This window comes from Halosimplex salinum, from assembly GCF_003730195.1.
Classification (GTDB): Archaea; Halobacteriota; Halobacteria; order Halobacteriales; family Haloarculaceae; genus Halosimplex; species Halosimplex salinum.
The window spans coordinates 12,632-29,924 of the sequence record NZ_QWGG01000006.1 but is presented as its reverse complement, the minus strand read 5'-3'; the positions used below and the strand labels follow the sequence as shown (position 1 = coordinate 29,924).

Annotated in this window: 20 protein-coding genes; 9 read left to right on the top strand and 11 right to left on the bottom strand. The window is 56.1% G+C overall.

Annotated elements, in window-relative coordinates; all coding sequences use genetic code 11:
- Window positions 1-63 precede the first annotated feature (63 nt).
- Entirely contained in the window at window positions 64-1,458 is a 1,395-nt protein-coding gene (locus D1409_RS15510; protein ID WP_123537902.1) for an ATP-binding protein, read from the bottom strand.
- Window positions 1,459-1,625: 167 nt separating this feature from the next.
- Here D1409_RS15510 and D1409_RS15505 point away from each other — a divergent pair, with 167 nt between their 5' ends.
- On the top strand, window positions 1,626-2,309 hold the full coding sequence (locus D1409_RS15505) for a hypothetical protein (protein ID WP_123537901.1): 684 nt from the start codon (window positions 1,626-1,628) through the stop codon (window positions 2,307-2,309).
- 172 nt (window positions 2,310-2,481) lie between these two features.
- Window positions 2,482-2,805: a hypothetical protein gene (locus D1409_RS15500; RefSeq protein WP_123537900.1), complete on the top strand. Its 324-nt coding sequence runs from the start codon at window positions 2,482-2,484 to the stop codon at window positions 2,803-2,805.
- 65 nt (window positions 2,806-2,870) lie between these two features.
- On the opposite strand, the gene D1409_RS15495 is transcribed toward D1409_RS15500, so the two are convergent.
- Window positions 2,871-3,233 carry a hypothetical protein gene (locus D1409_RS15495; protein ID WP_123538133.1) on the bottom strand — a complete coding sequence of 121 codons (363 nt, stop codon included), beginning with the start codon at window positions 3,231-3,233 and terminating at the stop codon, window positions 2,871-2,873.
- A gap of 144 nt (window positions 3,234-3,377) precedes the next feature.
- Window positions 3,378-3,629, bottom strand: a complete 252-nt coding sequence (locus tag D1409_RS15490) for a hypothetical protein (protein WP_123537899.1) — start codon at window positions 3,627-3,629, stop codon at window positions 3,378-3,380.
- Between the two features lie 255 nt (window positions 3,630-3,884).
- Between D1409_RS15490 and D1409_RS15485 the strand changes: the two genes are divergently transcribed.
- Window positions 3,885-4,592 carry a helix-turn-helix domain-containing protein gene (locus tag D1409_RS15485; RefSeq protein WP_235853587.1) on the top strand — a complete coding sequence of 236 codons (708 nt, stop codon included), beginning with the start codon at window positions 3,885-3,887 and terminating at the stop codon, window positions 4,590-4,592.
- Window positions 4,593-5,036: 444 nt separating this feature from the next.
- The gene (locus D1409_RS15480) at window positions 5,037-5,897 is read left to right on the top strand and encodes a hypothetical protein (protein ID WP_123537897.1); all 861 of its coding nucleotides are present in this window, start codon (window positions 5,037-5,039) and stop codon (window positions 5,895-5,897) included.
- 15 nt (window positions 5,898-5,912) lie between these two features.
- Here D1409_RS15480 and D1409_RS15475 read toward each other — a convergent pair whose 3' ends face one another.
- Entirely contained in the window at window positions 5,913-7,076 is a 1,164-nt protein-coding gene (locus D1409_RS15475; RefSeq protein ID WP_164471720.1) for a hypothetical protein, read from the bottom strand.
- Window positions 7,077-7,204: 128 nt separating this feature from the next.
- Here D1409_RS15475 and D1409_RS15470 point away from each other — a divergent pair, with 128 nt between their 5' ends.
- The 4 genes from D1409_RS15470 (at window position 7,205) to D1409_RS15455 (ending at window position 10,558) form a co-directional block, all read left to right on the top strand.
- Window positions 7,205-8,296, top strand: coding sequence for a hypothetical protein (locus D1409_RS15470; RefSeq protein WP_123537895.1), 1,092 nt, complete (start codon window positions 7,205-7,207; stop codon window positions 8,294-8,296).
- Window positions 8,297-8,596: 300 nt separating this feature from the next.
- Window positions 8,597-9,067, top strand: coding sequence for a CRISPR-associated ring nuclease (locus D1409_RS15465; RefSeq protein WP_206425088.1), 471 nt, complete (start codon window positions 8,597-8,599; stop codon window positions 9,065-9,067).
- Complete coding sequence (locus D1409_RS15460) at window positions 9,067-10,104, top strand: hypothetical protein (RefSeq protein WP_123537894.1); 1,038 nt, start codon at window positions 9,067-9,069, stop codon at window positions 10,102-10,104. Before D1409_RS15465 ends, D1409_RS15460 begins: the two co-directional genes overlap by 1 nt.
- A gap of 76 nt (window positions 10,105-10,180) precedes the next feature.
- Window positions 10,181-10,558, top strand: coding sequence for a hypothetical protein (locus tag D1409_RS15455; protein ID WP_123537893.1), 378 nt, complete (start codon window positions 10,181-10,183; stop codon window positions 10,556-10,558).
- Between the two features lie 128 nt (window positions 10,559-10,686).
- Here D1409_RS15455 and D1409_RS15450 read toward each other — a convergent pair whose 3' ends face one another.
- Genes D1409_RS15450 through D1409_RS15435 form a run of 4 tightly spaced genes read right to left on the bottom strand, consistent with a single transcriptional unit; the run spans window position 10,687 to window position 14,040 of the window.
- Window positions 10,687-12,408 (bottom strand): HEAT repeat domain-containing protein, encoded by a 1,722-nt coding sequence (locus tag D1409_RS15450; RefSeq protein WP_123537892.1) that lies wholly within the window; start codon window positions 12,406-12,408, stop codon window positions 10,687-10,689.
- Entirely contained in the window at window positions 12,408-13,316 is a 909-nt protein-coding gene (locus D1409_RS15445; protein ID WP_123537891.1) for an ADP-ribosylglycohydrolase family protein, read from the bottom strand. Before D1409_RS15445 ends, D1409_RS15450 begins: the two co-directional genes overlap by 1 nt.
- A 43-nt stretch (window positions 13,317-13,359) precedes the next feature.
- Complete coding sequence (locus tag D1409_RS15440; protein WP_123537890.1) at window positions 13,360-13,629, bottom strand: hypothetical protein; 270 nt, start codon at window positions 13,627-13,629, stop codon at window positions 13,360-13,362.
- Between the two features lie 54 nt (window positions 13,630-13,683).
- On the bottom strand, window positions 13,684-14,040 hold the full coding sequence (locus D1409_RS15435; RefSeq protein ID WP_123537889.1) for a hypothetical protein: 357 nt from the start codon (window positions 14,038-14,040) through the stop codon (window positions 13,684-13,686).
- Window positions 14,041-14,157: 117 nt separating this feature from the next.
- On the opposite strand from D1409_RS15435, the gene D1409_RS15430 reads away from it, so the two are divergent.
- Window positions 14,158-15,021 (top strand): CBS domain-containing protein, encoded by an 864-nt coding sequence (locus tag D1409_RS15430; RefSeq protein WP_123537888.1) that lies wholly within the window; start codon window positions 14,158-14,160, stop codon window positions 15,019-15,021.
- Window positions 15,022-15,069: 48 nt separating this feature from the next.
- Here D1409_RS15430 and D1409_RS25435 read toward each other — a convergent pair whose 3' ends face one another.
- The 3 genes from D1409_RS25435 to D1409_RS15420 form a co-directional block, all read right to left on the bottom strand.
- Window positions 15,070-15,594, bottom strand: a complete 525-nt coding sequence (locus tag D1409_RS25435; protein WP_123537887.1) for a hypothetical protein — start codon at window positions 15,592-15,594, stop codon at window positions 15,070-15,072.
- Between the two features lie 71 nt (window positions 15,595-15,665).
- Complete coding sequence (locus D1409_RS24640) at window positions 15,666-16,001, bottom strand: hypothetical protein (RefSeq protein WP_164471719.1); 336 nt, start codon at window positions 15,999-16,001, stop codon at window positions 15,666-15,668.
- Between the two features lie 144 nt (window positions 16,002-16,145).
- Complete coding sequence (locus D1409_RS15420) at window positions 16,146-17,174, bottom strand: HNH endonuclease (protein ID WP_394339043.1); 1,029 nt, start codon at window positions 17,172-17,174, stop codon at window positions 16,146-16,148.
- Window positions 17,175-17,293 lie beyond the last annotated feature (119 nt).

Below are 17,293 nucleotides of genomic sequence, written 5' to 3'. Positions count from 1 at the left end.
CATCGATGATCAACAACACACAGATAGCAATGAAGCGATCGTCACCAGCTAGTCGCCGATCACTTACGCTGTCGAATTTGCCGGGTCAACAATCTGTTCGAGGTCGAACAACTGCAGGTCGTCACGATCAGCGGCCGCGTCACGAACAGACTGCGTGAACCCGTTCCGCGCAAACAGCGCAAACTCGTGCTCGACTTCGCTCCCATCAGGCGACCACCGAATCTCATCAGTATGGTCTTCAAGCGAGGCGAGCGCGCTGTAATCGAGAGGCGCAGACGTGAATTTACACTCACCCGTCACCATCGTCCCGTCTGCAGCGAGCCCGACCACATCCACCTCGTACTCGTTGTACCACCAGCGGCCGATGTCGGTGAACATCGTCTCAGGATACAGGTCAGGCAGGATATCCTGACAGCGGGTTTCGAATGCTCTACTCACGAAGTCCGCCAGCTCCGGTTCGATGACCGTCTCGTAGGCGTCAGCACCTAACCGCTCGTAGCGGTCTTCGTTTCCATAGACGAACCGGAACCAAAACCGGAACAACGGATCGAGAATCCGGTACCGACCACGGCGTGACCTGGTCTTGTCCTCGGTCACCGGTACCTCTCGTTCGACCAGTCGGAGCCGCTCCAGTTTCTGCGTGTACGTCGAAATTTGCTTGCCATCGATCCCGACCGTTTGCGCGATTTCATTCGATGTCGTGTTCCCGGCCGCAATCGCTTTCAGAATGGCAAAGTACCGGTTCGGCTCGGTCAGCTCAGTACGAAGCACGTACTCCGGCTCGTCATGCAGGAACCCCTGCCGTGACAGCAGCGACTGCTGGATGACTGTTCCAAGATCGTTGTCCAGATCGACGCCGTCCAGATAGTACGGCGTCCCACCAAACACACCCCACGCGAGGAACAGTTGTTCAGCGGAATAGCTCTCGGGGAAGAACGTGCGCGCAGCAGCAAAATCAAGCTGGCGCAGATCAATCTTCTCGGTGAACCGACCATACAGCGGACTGTTCCCGAGGAGTGTCGCTTCTTCCATCATACTGATCGATGACCCCACGAGTATGAGCGTCACACCCGTGTCACGCAACTCCTGATCCCACAATCGCTGAATCACCGACGGGAGACTCTCATCAGCGTCAATCAGATACGGGAATTCGTCCAGTACGATGACTGCATCCTGGTCAGCAAGATAGCCGAGCAACGACCCCCACTCGCCCTCAATCCGATCGATCCCCGGAAACCACTCTGCTGCCACGTCCACGAACGCATCCAGTTGGATCTGCCGAGTTGTTTCAGTGGCCTGGTACAGAATGGCGTCATCGCGGCCTTCCAGTGACTCTCGGACGAGTTCGGTTTTCCCGAGGCGGCGACGACCGAAAATCACGACCATGTCAGCGTCGTCAGAATCGTAACACCCTCGAAGCCGACTGAGCTCATCCTCCCGATCCACGAATCGCTCCATACCCTCTGACTGACGCCCAACCAGATAAAACTCTCGAATAGCCTAATTCAGAATAGGCTAACTGATGATTGGCTATTCTGGTATAGTATATGCCCACTGGATTGGAGACTGACATTGGATCAGTTTGCTGAGGTGGATTTTTGAGGCACGGTTCTGTCTGTGCTTCCATGGAATTTTCTGAGATAGTCGGTGATGAGGATGGAAAGTCCAGTGACTGGCATACAAGCGATATGCCGGATGATGTCAAGAATGCATTATCGTTGGCATTCCTTGACGGGTTCCACAATGAAGTTCACCGGTTGCATGAGGAATTACAGCAGGAATGGGAAGAGGCAGAGAATGAGGATCTTCCCATGGAGTTCAGTTTCGGCGGTGTCGGGTTGAAGACGTACGAACTACATAGCTTGACAGTGAGTTATTTCGAGGCAGGAGTTCCGATTCTGTGCTTCCACCACTTCCGAAATGAGACGGAAGAAGGGTACCAAATTCTGGAGTGGATGGAAGAGAACCGAGACCGTGCTCTCGACGAGGACAGTGAAGAGCCGTACGGTACACAGATCATGCAGTGGTTGAATAGTCGGAGGTCCTCTATCACCGACATGGCTCGGTTGATGGATGAGACCGGGTTGTTAAGTCACGATAAAGTGAAGCGGGTAAGGTCTCACCGCCACGACTTCCTCCACTCTCCTCTGCAGATTCTATACATCTCTGATTGGGAAGACCTGCTAAAAATGTCGGAGAGATGTATCACAGTAGTCGATGACTTAGATGAACGACTGTACCAGGATATCGACCTCCACGCATTCTATCCGACTCTCACAGACAAAGAGCGCTCCAGCCGTACTTTCTGACCTTTCCGTCCTCGTTGAGACCCTCAGTTGATGATAGGTTCCAGCAGTCGTGCTGAATTCAGTGTGTGTCCAGCAGTAACCTGTCGTTCGTCGTACTCAATCTTTCAATCCGGTTTAATGGCGGGTTCAGGGACTACTCTTATAATCTGTTGATTTGAATTGATAGCCGAGAATGTCAGATTCAGAGGCTCCCACAGAATGGTCAGAGGATAGTTCCGACACTTGGAGCCATTCGAGATTACCTATAAATTTGGAACTCATCGGTATCGGTGACGAGTGGGACGTTGAAGTGACTCCGCTTCCTGACGATATGCCGTGGCACAGCGTAAGGGTAAACATTCGAAATGACAACAAGAATCAGGAGCGCGAGGTCGCAATGAGTTATATGAGTGAATTTAATGACATTGAATTTGATGTTCGGGAAGAACACCCTGAACTTTCTGAGGAACGCAAGGTTCTGATTGCAGCAACTGAAGCGATATTGAATCTTCGGTAAGTTAGTACCTTGTATTCAGCGCGTCAGTATTATCGGGTGCCGAAGGGCTAAACCGATCCCCTCCCCTACTCCTGCCGCAACTGGATCTGTACTTTATCCCCGGCTGCTGGTTTGCCGTTACCGTAGGTAAGTTCATAGAGGTCGCCGTTCTCTTTTTCTCCGACCGGGATGGTATTCGCCCCCTCAAGCAGGTACGCAATCCGCTCAAATCCTTTGTCCAGCAGCGGACCCCATTTCGACTCCTCGATTATTTCCTTCACATCCCGTACCAGAACGTCCTCTTCGACGCCGCCGCGGTCACGATGATAGAACGCCGTAAACGCAGTTGGCTCCTCGTCAAGTTCTGTCCCGGATTCCATTTTAGCGAGTCGTTCGTCGGTTGCGAAGGTGTACTGGCAAAGTTGCTTCAATGAGAGTTGTTCCGCCATAGCACGATAATCAAACAGACCTTGGATAACGCTGTTGAATACATTGTCTTCCCCGAACGACGACATCATTCAGTCTTCTCTCGTCTGTCAACGGGTACAGTAGCTCCCCCTCACCGACTGTAGGTTTCAACAACGGCCACGACACTACTCGGGGGCGGCAAGTTGCTGTGTTGCCGAGCGTTGGATCTTCGATGTCTTCTTCTCGTCTGCCTCCCGGACGGCCTCCGAGGACATCGGCGCGGCCGTGCTGAGCACCCTACTGTCGTTCCGTCGTCGCAGCCCGATCAACCATCGCTTGATATCGTCGGGATACCGGACCTGCGTGGGTCGCCGGGATTCATTCCTCGCATTCTGATCGCCCGTTGCAGAGGTCTCGCCGTTGGTTTCTGGCACCATTGCAGGCTCGGTTCGGCGATTGATCCACTTAAAAAATCGCAAAGTTGTCCCGCCCCCAACCGCACACCTCTCCTCGGGAGCGAGCTAGAGACGAGTGTCGACCAAACAAATCGTACAATGATTTCTATGGAATCCACACACGTCGCTGATGTCTAGAAATCCTATTCGCCCGGTAAAAGAGCTGTGCCCTCTTTAATCGGCCGATTCTTCCCCTCAGTTTCCAACCTTTTATACCGATATGATTCATTACATGATGTGGGTCTAATAACGATGCTACGCCATTCTGGCTGGAGAACCCACGCAACGTATCTCGAAGAAGAGACACCGCTGTCAACGCGGCAAGCAGAGATCCTCGCTCTGCAAAAAACGTATCACACCAAAGAGGAGATCGCGGAGACATTGAAGCTTCCCGAGGAAACAGTCGACCACCATATTGACGAGATTCAGGAGGTGCTAGCTCAGTCCAAACGACTCTGCACCCTCGTGGGTCCGAGCCCATCGAGTGACACCGACGTTCGCACAGACTTCGAGCTCGACACCATGCCGTGGAACCTGATGACATCTGGAAAACTGGATTACGATGATGAGGAGCGAACGCGACTCAAACTTGAACTCTACCACGGCAAGTGGAATACAATGAGTCACACTTATCTGCTGGTTGAACGGGAAATTGTCGACATCGATCGCCATGAAACGAGGACTATCGAACACCGCGGGGCATATGGAAGTGAGGGCCTTCGCGCAACCATCTATGATGATTCGGAGTCTCTCGATGAGTACTACCTCCGGTACGTGCTACTCGAATTAGCTGGCATCGATCCGACTGAAGGGAGTGCGCGGTCTCCTCAAGCTGTCCTTGACCAGCACTTCACGGAGGCGGATGCTGATGCTGCCCGAAAACGGGCTAAAGAGAGAGTGACCCGCCACAAAATCGAGTCCGAAAAGCTTCCGTCGAAACAGTAGGTCCGACACTCTCCAAAGGACCGTGTTTAGACGCTCGTGCGAGTGTCGGAGTGCCGTTCCCGCCGAAGCTATCGGATCGGACATCGAATCCTGACGATCTCGAACGAACGACCGAATCGATTGAGAAGACCAAGAGTCACCCAACGATAAATAACTCCAGAACCCTCAAAACGGACCGTGTTAGCCGTCCAGTTTCCTGCGGTGTCGGTCTTTCCGCCCTTCGAACCCTCCTTTCGCTTCGTCTGGCGTCCCAATCTCAAGCGCTCGGTCGCAAACCGTGATCACATTCAGCAAGTCCGCTAATTGCCATACAGTAACTGTGTCAAATCACGTTTATATAAGTAACCCGTTCGCTCGTACTCGCTAAACACACCTAGCATATCTGCTATCAAAACTGAATTCTCTCAGCAACTAACTTATGAACAGCCGTACTACTGATAGGTGATGAATCTGCCAAAGACACCGCAGATAACCGCCAGGGGCCACCTCAAAACGCTCGTCCTCCTGGCAATCCCCGCTTTACTGGCAGTCATCTACTACGGCACCTCCCTCTCCTTCCAGCAATCCCTGGCCCTCGACCACACAAATCCACGCCTCTACAACTTCTGGACGAACGCCCTCGTCCACGACCACCGCCCCGGCGACGGCCACCTGATAGGCAACACCGTCGGCTACCTGCTCCTGGTGGTCCCCTGCTGGATCCTCCACATCTACCGCGGCATGGAACGCCGATTCTGGACAGGCCTGGCCATCATCTTCGCCGTCGGACCGTTCATCATCAGCGCCAGCAGCTACATCGCATTCTACGAAATCCTAGACCTTGAGCTCCAGAACGATCGCGGGTTCTCCGGCGTTGTCGGGGCGCTGGCCGGGTTCCTGCTCATGTCCATCCTCTACACGTTCGCACAGAAACAGGAGGAACCGGTGGCCATGCTGTCGATGGGCCTCTACTTCGGGTACATGATGCTGGGGCTCGGCGTCCTGACCGGCCGGATCGTGGCCATCGTAATGGGTCTGCTCATCATCGTCGGTATGTTTGCCGGTACACGAACCGAGTACGTGGCATCGGCCACTGAACTGTCCGACTGGGGTGAGGCGAACGGCCGGTTGAGTCTAGTGCTCGTGGTGGCGATCCTGGTCAGCGTCTTAGGATTCGCCGCGTCGCTCCCATCCGATATCACGTCCGGCGGTGGGTTGACCAATATCGTGGCACACGGCGCCGGGATCCTGTTCGGGATGGCGGTCGCCGGTAGTCTTCGGTACCGGCGTCGGCGGTCCTCTGCGGAAGGGTCGGCCACCGCCTGACACCACACGCTGCCATCACTGCTCGATCAGCGGGTCGATTTTCCGGTCGATAAGTGCGTCCGTCAGTTCCTGGTCGTGCCGGATGCACACCAGTTCGATATCGTGCTCGTTGCACAGCTCCATCTTTTTCTGGTCGCGCTCCTGCCGCTGTTTGAGGCCTTCTTCGCCACCCCAATGATCAACGGCCTCGTAGTGCTGAATGCCCTGGTATTCAATCCCGACCCTGGCCTCTTCCAAGAAGATATCCAGTTCAAGTCCGTCGAGGAAGGCCGGCCGGTAGTGACGCTCGATTGTGTGCTCCGGATAGTTTGATTCCACGATCTGGTAGAGGATGGTTTCGCTGGTCCACCGGTTGCCCTTCTTGTAGTGGCCGAACGCCTGTCGGACCTCGTTCTCGACAGTGTCCATGATCTCTTTGTGCTCCGCTTGGATCTGCTCCTGCAGCTCGTCGAATTCCTCGGTTTCGCATTGCGGGAGTGGTTCCATCTCTTCGTAGGGTTCCCGGACTTCGCGGATCCGGCAATACCGCTCTTCCCGGTCGATATCGTCAGGCAATTCATCGCGGACTTTGTCAATCGCTTGTTCTTTCTCCTCTCGGATCTCCCGTTCGTTCTCCCATTTCTTCTCCCGGAGGTGTTCGTATCGCTCGATCCGGTCGCGGAAGCCATCGTCCACGATGTCGGCGATATCTTCGGGGAGGACGTCGTGTAGATAGTCGTTCCCGCCGCAGACACCGTATTCGTACTGTTGCTGATTAACGTACCAGCCGTGTTTCTGCATGAAGACGGTGCCGTACATCTCGTGGCAGTACCGATATTCGGGGACGACACCATTGCAGCGGTGGCAGAGCTGGTCGGCAAAGTTGAGTTCATTGACGGTAGCGTCCGGTGAGTCGAGACCCACGTCCTGGACCTGGTCGAGGGCGTCCTCGGGGAACTTCCGGGTGAGAATGTTCTCAACCGTTGGTGTGCGGCCAGAGACAGCTGGATTCTCCATTTCATTCCGGATGTAATTCCGGATGGCGTCCTTCGCACAGCTGCAGAAATGAAGACAACCCTCTGGCTCTGGTTTGAAGCCGATGAACACACCGTAGTGTGCGGGGTACTGTACAATCGGATATGGCAGTTTGTCCTGCCGATTTTCACGGCCGGGATCAACGACAATAGGACCTTCCGACATAGGTGATTGTCAGAGACTAACACCCACCTATGTCTAAAATCCATATCTCATTTGGAGCTTACTTATGTTCACATACCGCCTATTCGCCGCACACCAATCTTTAATCCTCATCACATGATCTATTTCCCATGGGACTACTCGACAAGATTTTCGACCGTGGAAGCGATTCCGGGCAAGAAGCCGAGCCTCCACAGGAATCTCAGCCGGACCTGGTGATCGACGATACGTCTGGAACCGGGTTCGTTCACGGCACCTACCAGGGGGAACGCGTCACCTTCGAACAGGAACATTCGCCAAACGGTGATTGGACGTGTCTATACGCTCGATCCGCGGTGACCGATAAATCACCTGTCGTCCTTCTCGATGCAGACGGACAGACACACTACGCGATCACCGTCACGCGGCCGGAGAACGTCGCGGTGGCAAACACGGGTGTGATCGCAGTCACCGATATCGGGCCGGCCGACGATCAGGAGCTCGGTGGAGAGTTCGCCGTGGTCGACGGTTCCGGTGAGATTATCATCGAACACGAGTTTGAAGCCAATATCTGGGAGTGCGCGATTGCAGACGATGGCCGGTACGCGTCAACGTCGACCCACAACCCCGACCGCGCAGTCTATCTCTTTGACCTGGAACGCGGCGAGCTCGCCGCCCGGCATGAATCCGATTACAACGCACCCGCACAGGAATTCGGATACATCGATGGCGAGCACGTCCTGTACATCCTTGATGGCGATGAACGATACCGCGGGATCTCCCCCGACGGCGAAACGGTGTGGCGGAGCGAAGAACTAGACAACGCCGAACGGTTCGAAGATCTGCTGGAAGAACGCAAAGATGCGGATCCTGCAGAAGCTGTCGAGTTACTGGAAGCGGCTTACGAACTGGTCGAGGACGAAAACGAGAAGAAACGTGTTGCCCGCGATCTCGCCGATTCTTACTGGAACCGGGCAAGCGAACTCCGGAAGGAAGAGGGCGACACCGACCGGTGGTGGTCACACCTCAACAAGGCGAAAGAGTACTACTTCGACGTCCTCTCTTGGCGGGACGGCCAGAAAGGGGTTGCAAAGGTCCAGCGGAAGCAAGCGAAATACCACCTGAAAGAAGGCAACGAGGAGATGGCGCTCGAACTACTGCAGAACATCGGTGATATCGGGGATGAACACAATATCGACCTACTCACCGACGCTGACAAGGAAAAAATCGAGCGCCTATCCTGATCAACGACCCGGACCGAGTTGCCGCGAGGTTTGCCGGCGCTCGCGGCGCTCTGCCCACACGTCGTAGAGATATCCCACCGTCGGCACCGTGACGAATGCTCCTGTCTCCGCGGCCGTCACCACCGCATTCGGCGACCCGATCCAGGCGAGGGCAACGGAGAGCAAAGCCCAAGCCGCGCCGAGGTCCGGCGGGTTCTCCAACACCCGGGGTCCCGACGCTCACTGCTGTCACCCAAGGAGAGAAGGTATTGCGTCGGAACACGCGAACACTATTGACAGTGGAATGACTCTCAATAACTAATGGCTCGTATCTGGGTGACCAATGGCACTCCCACCATGCCGGGAATTTTGAATCCACTGATGGCCGCCTGCGACCGTGGATTTGTCCCGGAGGAACTATGGGTGCTTTCGAATCCAGGAGTTGCTAATCCTGTCTCAGACGCCACCGACCGGTTCGAAGTCATCATAGAGGCGTACGGTGGAGACGCCGACGTCTCTGTGCACAATTTAGATCACGAAACAGACTTCCGTGGTATCATCGAGTTCTACCGGTCTACTATCGAAACAGCTCGGGAGAATGGCGATACGGTTGCTGTCGACGTCACTCCTGGACGAAAATTCATGTCTGCCATCGCGTTCCAGGCCGGGTTCAAATTTGACGCCGACCACGTCTTCTATTTCCACCGGAAAGCAGGAGGATATTACGGGCAATTCTACGTTGAAATCCCGCGAACCGCGACCGACTTGATCGACTTTAAGGAGGTGCTGTAATGCAGATCGAGCGTCGTCGCCTGATGGTCCTGCTGAACGCCTTGTACGATCAGGACGTCAAATCGATCCCTGTCACGCATCCCTGCGAGGACATCGGCGAACTCGTCCGAATTGAACTGGAGGACGATGGACAAGCCACGGTCCAGTTCACGCAGGGCACGATGACGTACCAGGACAATCGTGAAACGATCCCTGCAAAGCACGGTCAGCCCGCCTACGAAGACTTGCCGGATGCTGAGACGTACACCCGCATAGCAGTCGCTAGCGGCCATGTTCAACTCGCCAACCACGACGATGTCGGCGAATTCATCCAACGACACGGCTATGCCGATCTCGAAGCCGGACACGACCCTGTCGTACTCGGGTTAGATGCCAACATCATAGCCTGGAGACTCCCCGAAATTCTGGGCATCGACAGTGAAACAGGAGCCACGGACGACCGGGATCGACGACCAACCAACGGGTACGCACTCGCAACTGGCGTCAAAGAAGAGTTGGACTGGCATTACAAGCAGTACAATACACACGAGCTGACCGAAGCCTTCGGCGAGGTGTTTACACGTCTCGACAACCAGCCTGCCGGATCCAACCGGGAAGGGTTCCTCGGCCTCTACGAGTACCGTCGCTTGAGAACCAACCGAACCGTCGATGTCATAGAGTGCGACACCGGTGACGAAGCAATCGTCGCTGCCTATCAAGAATTCAACCAGAACAGTCGAAAGCAAGCGGTGTTACTCAGCAACGATCACGGGTTCGTCGACAGAAGCATCAACGCTGGCGTCCCAGCACAGCACATCGATTACCCGATAGACATCCCTCGGAAATCCACGGGAACATGGACGCAGGCAGCTGAATTACTGTACTACCTTGCAATCCTCTTTGGTGTCATTCGGCTCCCGAAAGTCACCGTCTACGGGGTTTGGAATGCGAAGGACGGTCGACACTGGCAACACGAGCAACTCGACATCGACTGTCGGAGCCCCAAAGTCGAACCTCAATTAGAACGGGATCTCGCTATTCTTGACGCAACCTATTGACGGGAAGGTGCGACCGGACAGCGGATCGTAGAGTTCAGCAAGTATATTGATATTAGCACCATCAGAAGCCAGACGCATGTCCGATGTTCCTGACGACGGTAAACTGAATGAGTTCTGTGAGCAGGTCGCAGCAGACTTAGGGACGGAGCCACTTCCAGACCCTCACCTCGGAGATATTTGTTGGCTGCTGATCGAGCATCCGGTCGAATTTCAGGGCGAGACGTTCGACGCGGAGTTCGATGTGAACCTCTCGGAAACGGGTGTGAGCCTAGAGTGGGGTGAAATCCTGATTGACCTACCTGGCGATAAGCGTGAAGCAATTCTACAGGATGAGGCCTCGCGGATTGACTGGAAAGAAGGCGAGGAAGCGCTCTACGAATTCAACGCCAGTGAAGACCAGGTCCCGAAGATGATGGAGACGCTCCGAGGCGTCCATGCTGACGTGTATGGGTAGGTTCGCTAGCCGCCCTGATGAACCGACTATTACTACCCGAATCGGTCGGCACTCGTCCTTGACCAAACGTGATCCCTCGCCACCCTACTCAACTCCAGTACGCCTCCTGACCCCAATCATCATGTATCTTAGTTTAGCCGTGAGATCGCCCATGCCGCTCGGTCACGCACTGTCTCGTCTAGATCGTTCTCTTTCACTTCTTCAAGCGTCTCGATAGGCACGCTAACGTTCGCATTCCCAATCAGCGAGCACACATTCGCCCGGACTTCCGGACTCGGATCCTCCAACGCAGCCTCTAACCGATTCTGTTGTGCTCGAATCGCAGCAGGATCTGCCTCACCTGCTCGCTGGAGTGCAATCGACGCGTTCACACGCGCCTGAATATTGTTGTCATCCAACCGCGAAGCAATCCGATCAGCATACTCAATCACGATCGGTGGGTATTCTTGCGCGAGGTCACCGAGCAATCCGACCGCATTGTTTCGAACGCGTTTCGCGTCGTCGTCCAACAACGGCACCAGCTCGTCCACGATGGGTTCTGCGGCATCCGGGTAGTTCGACGCGATCTTCCCGAGCGCCGCTAACGCGTTCGTCTGCGTCGTCTCATCTTCATTCTGCATTGCCTCGATCAAGGCGTCTCTCGCTGGGAACACCTCTTCAGGATACTTGGCTGCGATACTGGAAAGAGCGTACACCGCGTAACTCTGTGTCGCCTCCGTCTCTGCCGTCGCCGCCGCTTCCAAGGCAGGGACAGCGTCGAGGACTCTGGTCGGGTCAGCTTCCGCCAACTCCATCAAACAGTGCGTCGCAGCAGCCTGGTACATCGAGTCCTGACTCGCATACGCCGAAAGGTCACCAACGTGATCTTTCAGCACCGTTGGGTCGTCCGTCGCGGCTTCGTGAAGTGCTTGGAGCGCCGCTCGGTCGAGCGCCGACGGCTCGTCAGCAAGTAGGTCGAACGTTGCATCGACAGCGACCTCCCGAGAATCGTCACAGTGTTTCACTGCAGTCATCGCCAGACGGAGTGCTTTACGGCGATCCACGCTCGCCGCGTCCGCTGCCGCATCAGACAGCATCGTCCGGAGCAGTTCCTCATCTACCGACGCAGGGTCCTCTTCGAGTTGCTTTCGCACCGCTGCGAACGCGGCCCCCGCGAGTGGGTCAGCGAGGCGGTCGTACGGGACCGGCTGCAACGCTTCAATCTCGGGGAGCCGAACGGAGAACCGCTCGTCGTTCCCGACAGTCTCGAACCAGAACGCTGGCGGGCCTTTCAACGGCGTCATCGACGGGCGATCCGGTTCGAAATGCGTGACGAGATGCGTCTTCTGTTCACCGTCCGTCCGGTGTGTGAGTTCGAACACGTACCCGTCGGCAAGGACCTCCCGAACTGCGTCACCGGATTCAAACCCGCCATCCGGACTCAAACCAGTTGAGGGCGGTGCTGACAGACCGAGTTCGCCTTGTCGGACATACTCGACGAAGTTCCACGCGTGGAAGTGCTCCCAGCCATCAACGTGCCCCAAATCGAGATCATCAACGGCGATGTACCCCTCGGCGTTCGGGAACAACTCCAAGAGAATCCGGAGGCGTTCTTCACGTTCAGGCCACCACTCGTAGTACCCGTACTCGTCCTGTTCGCCGAGCGCATCGACGTGTCCGTCACGCCGCCGAATCGACTCTACCGTGCCCGCAATGTCAGCGTCCTCGACGAGGTCCTGATTCCCAATCGCCCAGACTTCGTGACCGGCCTCGTGTGCCCAGTACCGCACCCACTCCAACGGCACCGCCTCCCATCGAGGATGCGGATTCAGGTCCACCGTCCAGTCTCGGTCGAACGCCAACACGTACATCACGCCACCTCCACGAGTCGCTCAGCCAGCGTTTCGAGTTCGTCGGTCTCGTCGATAGCACTCAGCCATCGATCCGGAAGCTGTGACGCCCCGAACCGCGCCCCAGCGACTGCACCTGCAATCGCCCCAATCGTATCCGTATCACCGCCACGATTCACCGCCGTCACAATCGCGTCCTCGGCACTGTCCGCGAATAACCCGTCGTGAAGTGCCGTCTGCAACGAATGCACGGCGTATCCCGACGTCTCCAGCTTGCTGGGTGAGTCACCACGCGCGAGCTGTCGGAGTGCCATCACGAGCTCATCAGGCGCGTCCGCACCGACGTACTCAAGCGCGTCCTGCAACGGCGTGTCCACGTCTTCGAGCAGACCAGCCACTGTGAGATTCAGAATCGCACAGCCATCAGTACATCGCGGGTCAGCGTGCGTGATCTGCGAGGACTGCCGACTCACCTCGACAAGCCGATCCCAGTCACTCGCGTACGGAATGGCGAGCGGCGGACACCGCATCACACTCCCGTTGCCCGCGTTCTGCCCTTCCTGACTTTGCTCCCAGACCTGCTGGCCCGCCTCATCCCACGTGTCGCCGCGTTTGAGCCGGGTGAGCGCCCGCCTCGTCATCCCTCCAATGTCGAAGGGGCCACTCTCGTACCACGCAACGAACCGGTCAGCGACATCCGCCGGATCGAAGGTTTGGTGTTCGACAAGACTTCGTGCGATACACAGCGCTTGCTCGGTGTCGTCGGTGATCGTCCCGGCGGGCTGGTTCCACGTACCGTGCCCGATCATCTCGTCGAGCCGTCCGTGTTCAGCACTGATTGCTGAGGTAGACGCAAACTCGACTGGCCGGCCAAGCGCGTCCCCGCACGCTAGCCCAAGTAGCACCCCACGCGCCCGATCCAAATCCATACGTCACTCAAGAACTACCGCTGAGAAAAATGTAGGGAGGTAGTTACTCGTCAGGTTTCGTTCCGGTACGAAGATTCTCCCGGTATTCAGCCCACGCTTGGTACATCTCCACTCGTTCTTCCTCCGTCATCGTGTCGTGCTCGTCCGGATCGTAGAAAGGGAGCTCGTCCTTTTCAGGCATCTCCATCACCCGTCCCAGCAGATAGAGTTGCTCGTAGTAGTGTTCAAGCACCCAGTCTTCACCGTGCTCATCGATGGCTTGCTGGATGTACGGGGCGGCCTCCGGGTACTCATCGGAGAGTGTCTCGGTCATTGGTAGTCGTGTCCTGCTGGGGTTTTCTGAGTCCGTACGTCCAAGCGTTGGGGCTCAGGCTTCCGTGAATTCGGCGAGCGAGTGATTCGCGCTGGTACTGTTCCACTTGCCGATTTGAATGAGCTCGAACGTGTCGATGCGAGCGTCGAGCGCAGCGGCGATCTGTGTCCGGACTGCGGTGGAGAGACTGTCGACGCGGATTGCGGTGAGCGCGTGCTGGGTGAGGAAGTAACTGGTTGCAAGGCTCGTCGGGGCGACGACGATGACGTTCGATCCATCGACGTCGTCAAGCGCGACTTGGGCATCTCGGTACTGGAACACCGTCGCATCCAGCTCATCGACGGGGAAGAGACAGCGAGCAGCACCGTACTCGATACTCGCCCCCGCCGACTTGAAATGCCCTTTGAGCATAATCAAATTGAAAAATATGTTCTATAGGCATTAACTTTGTGGTGGATGGATGCCTCGATCCGCGACTACACCGCATGTTCCCTCATTTTGACTATCCCTGCGTCCCCACCAGCCGGTATGCCCCGCGACCTCTACAACTGCACCGCGGCCGAACTCGCCACGCACTCTGTCGAACATCTTGAACACGACACGCCACCAAGCGACGCCGCCGCGTGGCTCGCCGGGAACGGCTACGACGCCGCCCCCGTCTACACTGACGACGGCCCAATCGGATTCATCCACAAAGACGACGTCACAACCGACGACGACGGCGACACCCTCGACGACCACCTCACCCCGCTGACCATCGACTACATGATCAGCGGCGACTCCTCATTCACAGACGTCCTGTCCGCACTTATCGAGCAACCCGTCTACTTTCTCGGCGGCCACAACAACATCACCGGCATCCTCACCCGCGCCGATCTCAACACCGCCCCAGTACGCATCTACCTCTTCGACCGCATCACCTACCTCGAAGAACACCTCCGCGAGCTCATCCTCGACACGAAACCAGACTGGAAAACCACGCCCGTCACCGCAGACGAACTCGACGACATCGAAGACCGGTACGAAGACGCACAAGCCGCCAACGTCGCGTTAGACGAGATCCACTACGCACAATTCTCCACGCTCGAAACCATCGTCACCAGCGTCGAAGCCTGCTGGCAAACCTGCGACTTCTCTACGAAAGGCGGTGCAGACTCCCGCCTCCACGAAGTCACTGACCTTCGTAACGACGTCGCCCACGCCAACCTCCTCGTCGAGAACACGGACAGCAACGAGTTCCTCAGCAGCGGCCGCACCACAGAAAACCTGTACGACACACTCGACACCATCCACGATGTCCTTTCGAACCTTCAAGACGCAGGATACGATCCAGGGGCGACGAAACCACGTGACAAAGCAACTCTAACATCTCCAGGTTCATCCCTTGAGTAACTACAGATCACGCGATAGTCTGTACACCAGCAGTCCTCAACCGTTGGCCTACGCGATACCGTTCTCTTCTCGATATTTCTGATAGTATGCTTTCTCCACCGTTCGGAGATCGAATCCTCCTGGATTCCGGTCACGCAACTCCGAGAGCAGCTTTGGATAATCTGTCACCCGCATCTGCCGATCTTCACCGAAGAACAAATCCACCATGTACCGATCTCCCACAGCGTACCGCTCCGGATCGTAGAACGTCAGCACGACTGTCGCTGTCGCACACCCAATCCCAGGTATCGAGGACAACGTCTTGAGTTGAATCTCTGGGTCTTCAACCAACAAGGCAGCCTCGCTCACCCGACGCACAAACTTATCGGGAACCAAATTCACTCGTTCAATATTCCCGCTTCGACGCCCCGCTTGGTTATCCAATTTCCACGTGACTACATCACGAAGCTGTCCTTGCGTAATGTACTCCTGTGCTTGTAGCGCTTCATGGAGCGTCTGTTCAATCTCGTGGAGTTCCTCATCGTAACTTTCGTCGTATGATTTCGCCCACTCCCGGATCTCGGCCGTATCCATACCACCCGTTTCCAACGCTACAGTAATATGTCTCATTCACAACCCAACGTCACCCCGCAAGCACCACCTAGTTATTCACTTCCTTCAATGACCTCAATCTCAACCTCATGAAAAGTCGTCCCATCGATGTAGGCGACAGGTTCGATGTATGTGACTTCAGCCTCGCCACCATTCTCTCGAATCTGGTCACGGATGTGGTAGGCTCGACCGAGAGCTTCTGCTTCCGTGTCACCAGGATACGTACCTCGGGCAACGGAGCCGGTCTTTGGTAACTCACCGGTCGTATTACCGATGGAAAGAGCGACTATCTCTTGACTGTCTTCGAGCAACTCAGTCATCCTGGATACGCGTTTGTCTTTAGGTAATTTGTCGAGGTTCTCCGCTTCTGGAAACGGTATTTCGCTCATTTAGGGTCTACACTCCGGTGTGATTCTCATATATTCCGTCAAGCAGCACCGGCACATTGATTGCTCGTAATTAGATCACCTGTATCAATAAAAACAGGTGATACATCCCAGTCCGGTCGAGCCTCCGACTAGCTCGTATTTCAGTTACAGCCCTTGCTCTACCTCTTGTAGCGCATCAATTGCGTGCTCCAGATGCACGCGCACCTCGTCATCTGCACCGTTCTTACTCACCGCTTGATCAGTACCCTCTACGCTCTCATTCGAGGGCTCCGATTCGGGAGTCGTCTCAGTCGCATCCCACGTTTCAGTTCGGCCCAACGAGTCTGTGTCCTGTTCGGGGACTGCGTCAAGTCGCTGCTGTTCATCACCGTCGTCCTCTACTGTGTCGGTCGTGCCCGGACTGCGTTCCGACCGCTCGCTATCGGTCGTCGGCCGGCCCCCGCGGTTGAACGCGGCCAACGGGAAGTCGTACGCACAGGCTCGCTTCTGCTTGTTGAACGTCGTCCGCCGCGAGACATCGAACACGTTGATGACGTCACTGCGATCACACCCGCGGTCGAGTGCCTGTCGGACTTTCTCGTCCTCCATACGCTGGAGCAACAGTTGTGGGTCGTCCGGGATGTGCCCGCGAGCGGAGTTCTCGATCTGTTCGGTGAGTCCCCATTCCCCGGTCTCGACGTCCTTATCGACGATCTGCCGGTCGCGGGCTTCGACCAAGTTATCGAGTCCCATCAGCACCCACAACCGCTCACGAACCGCTGACACCGTCAAGTCAGTCGGCACCCCGGACGCAATATCACCCGTTCGCGCCGGACCCGCATCTGCTAAGAACCGTAGGATCTCGATGTCCTGCGGAAGCAACACGCTCTGGTCTTCCTCTGTGATCTCGACGGGCGCGTCGTCAGGCGTGCTCTGTTGATGGAACCAGCTGTGGCACGACCGACACAGCAACGTCAGGTTCTCCATATCATGCTCACCCATCCCGTCCGGGTCGCGTTCGATATGGTGGACGTGCAGCGTCGCTAACCCGCCTTTCTCCGGTCCGCGTCGCCCGCAGACCTGGCAGCGATGGGAGTACTCGTCAAGCACCGCTTCCCGTGTCTCCGGGTCAACTGTCTCGTGGCACTCCTCAGGCGTCAACCGCTCCGTCCGTTCACCGCTCGATTCGTTCATACTCGTTGCGTCGTCGTGATCGTGTGACTCTGTTTCTGTCATTCGCTGATTTCCAGTGGTCGGTTCTACAGCTATTCACACCGCTCGAATGGGAAGTCATGGAGTATCGCTTCAATCCG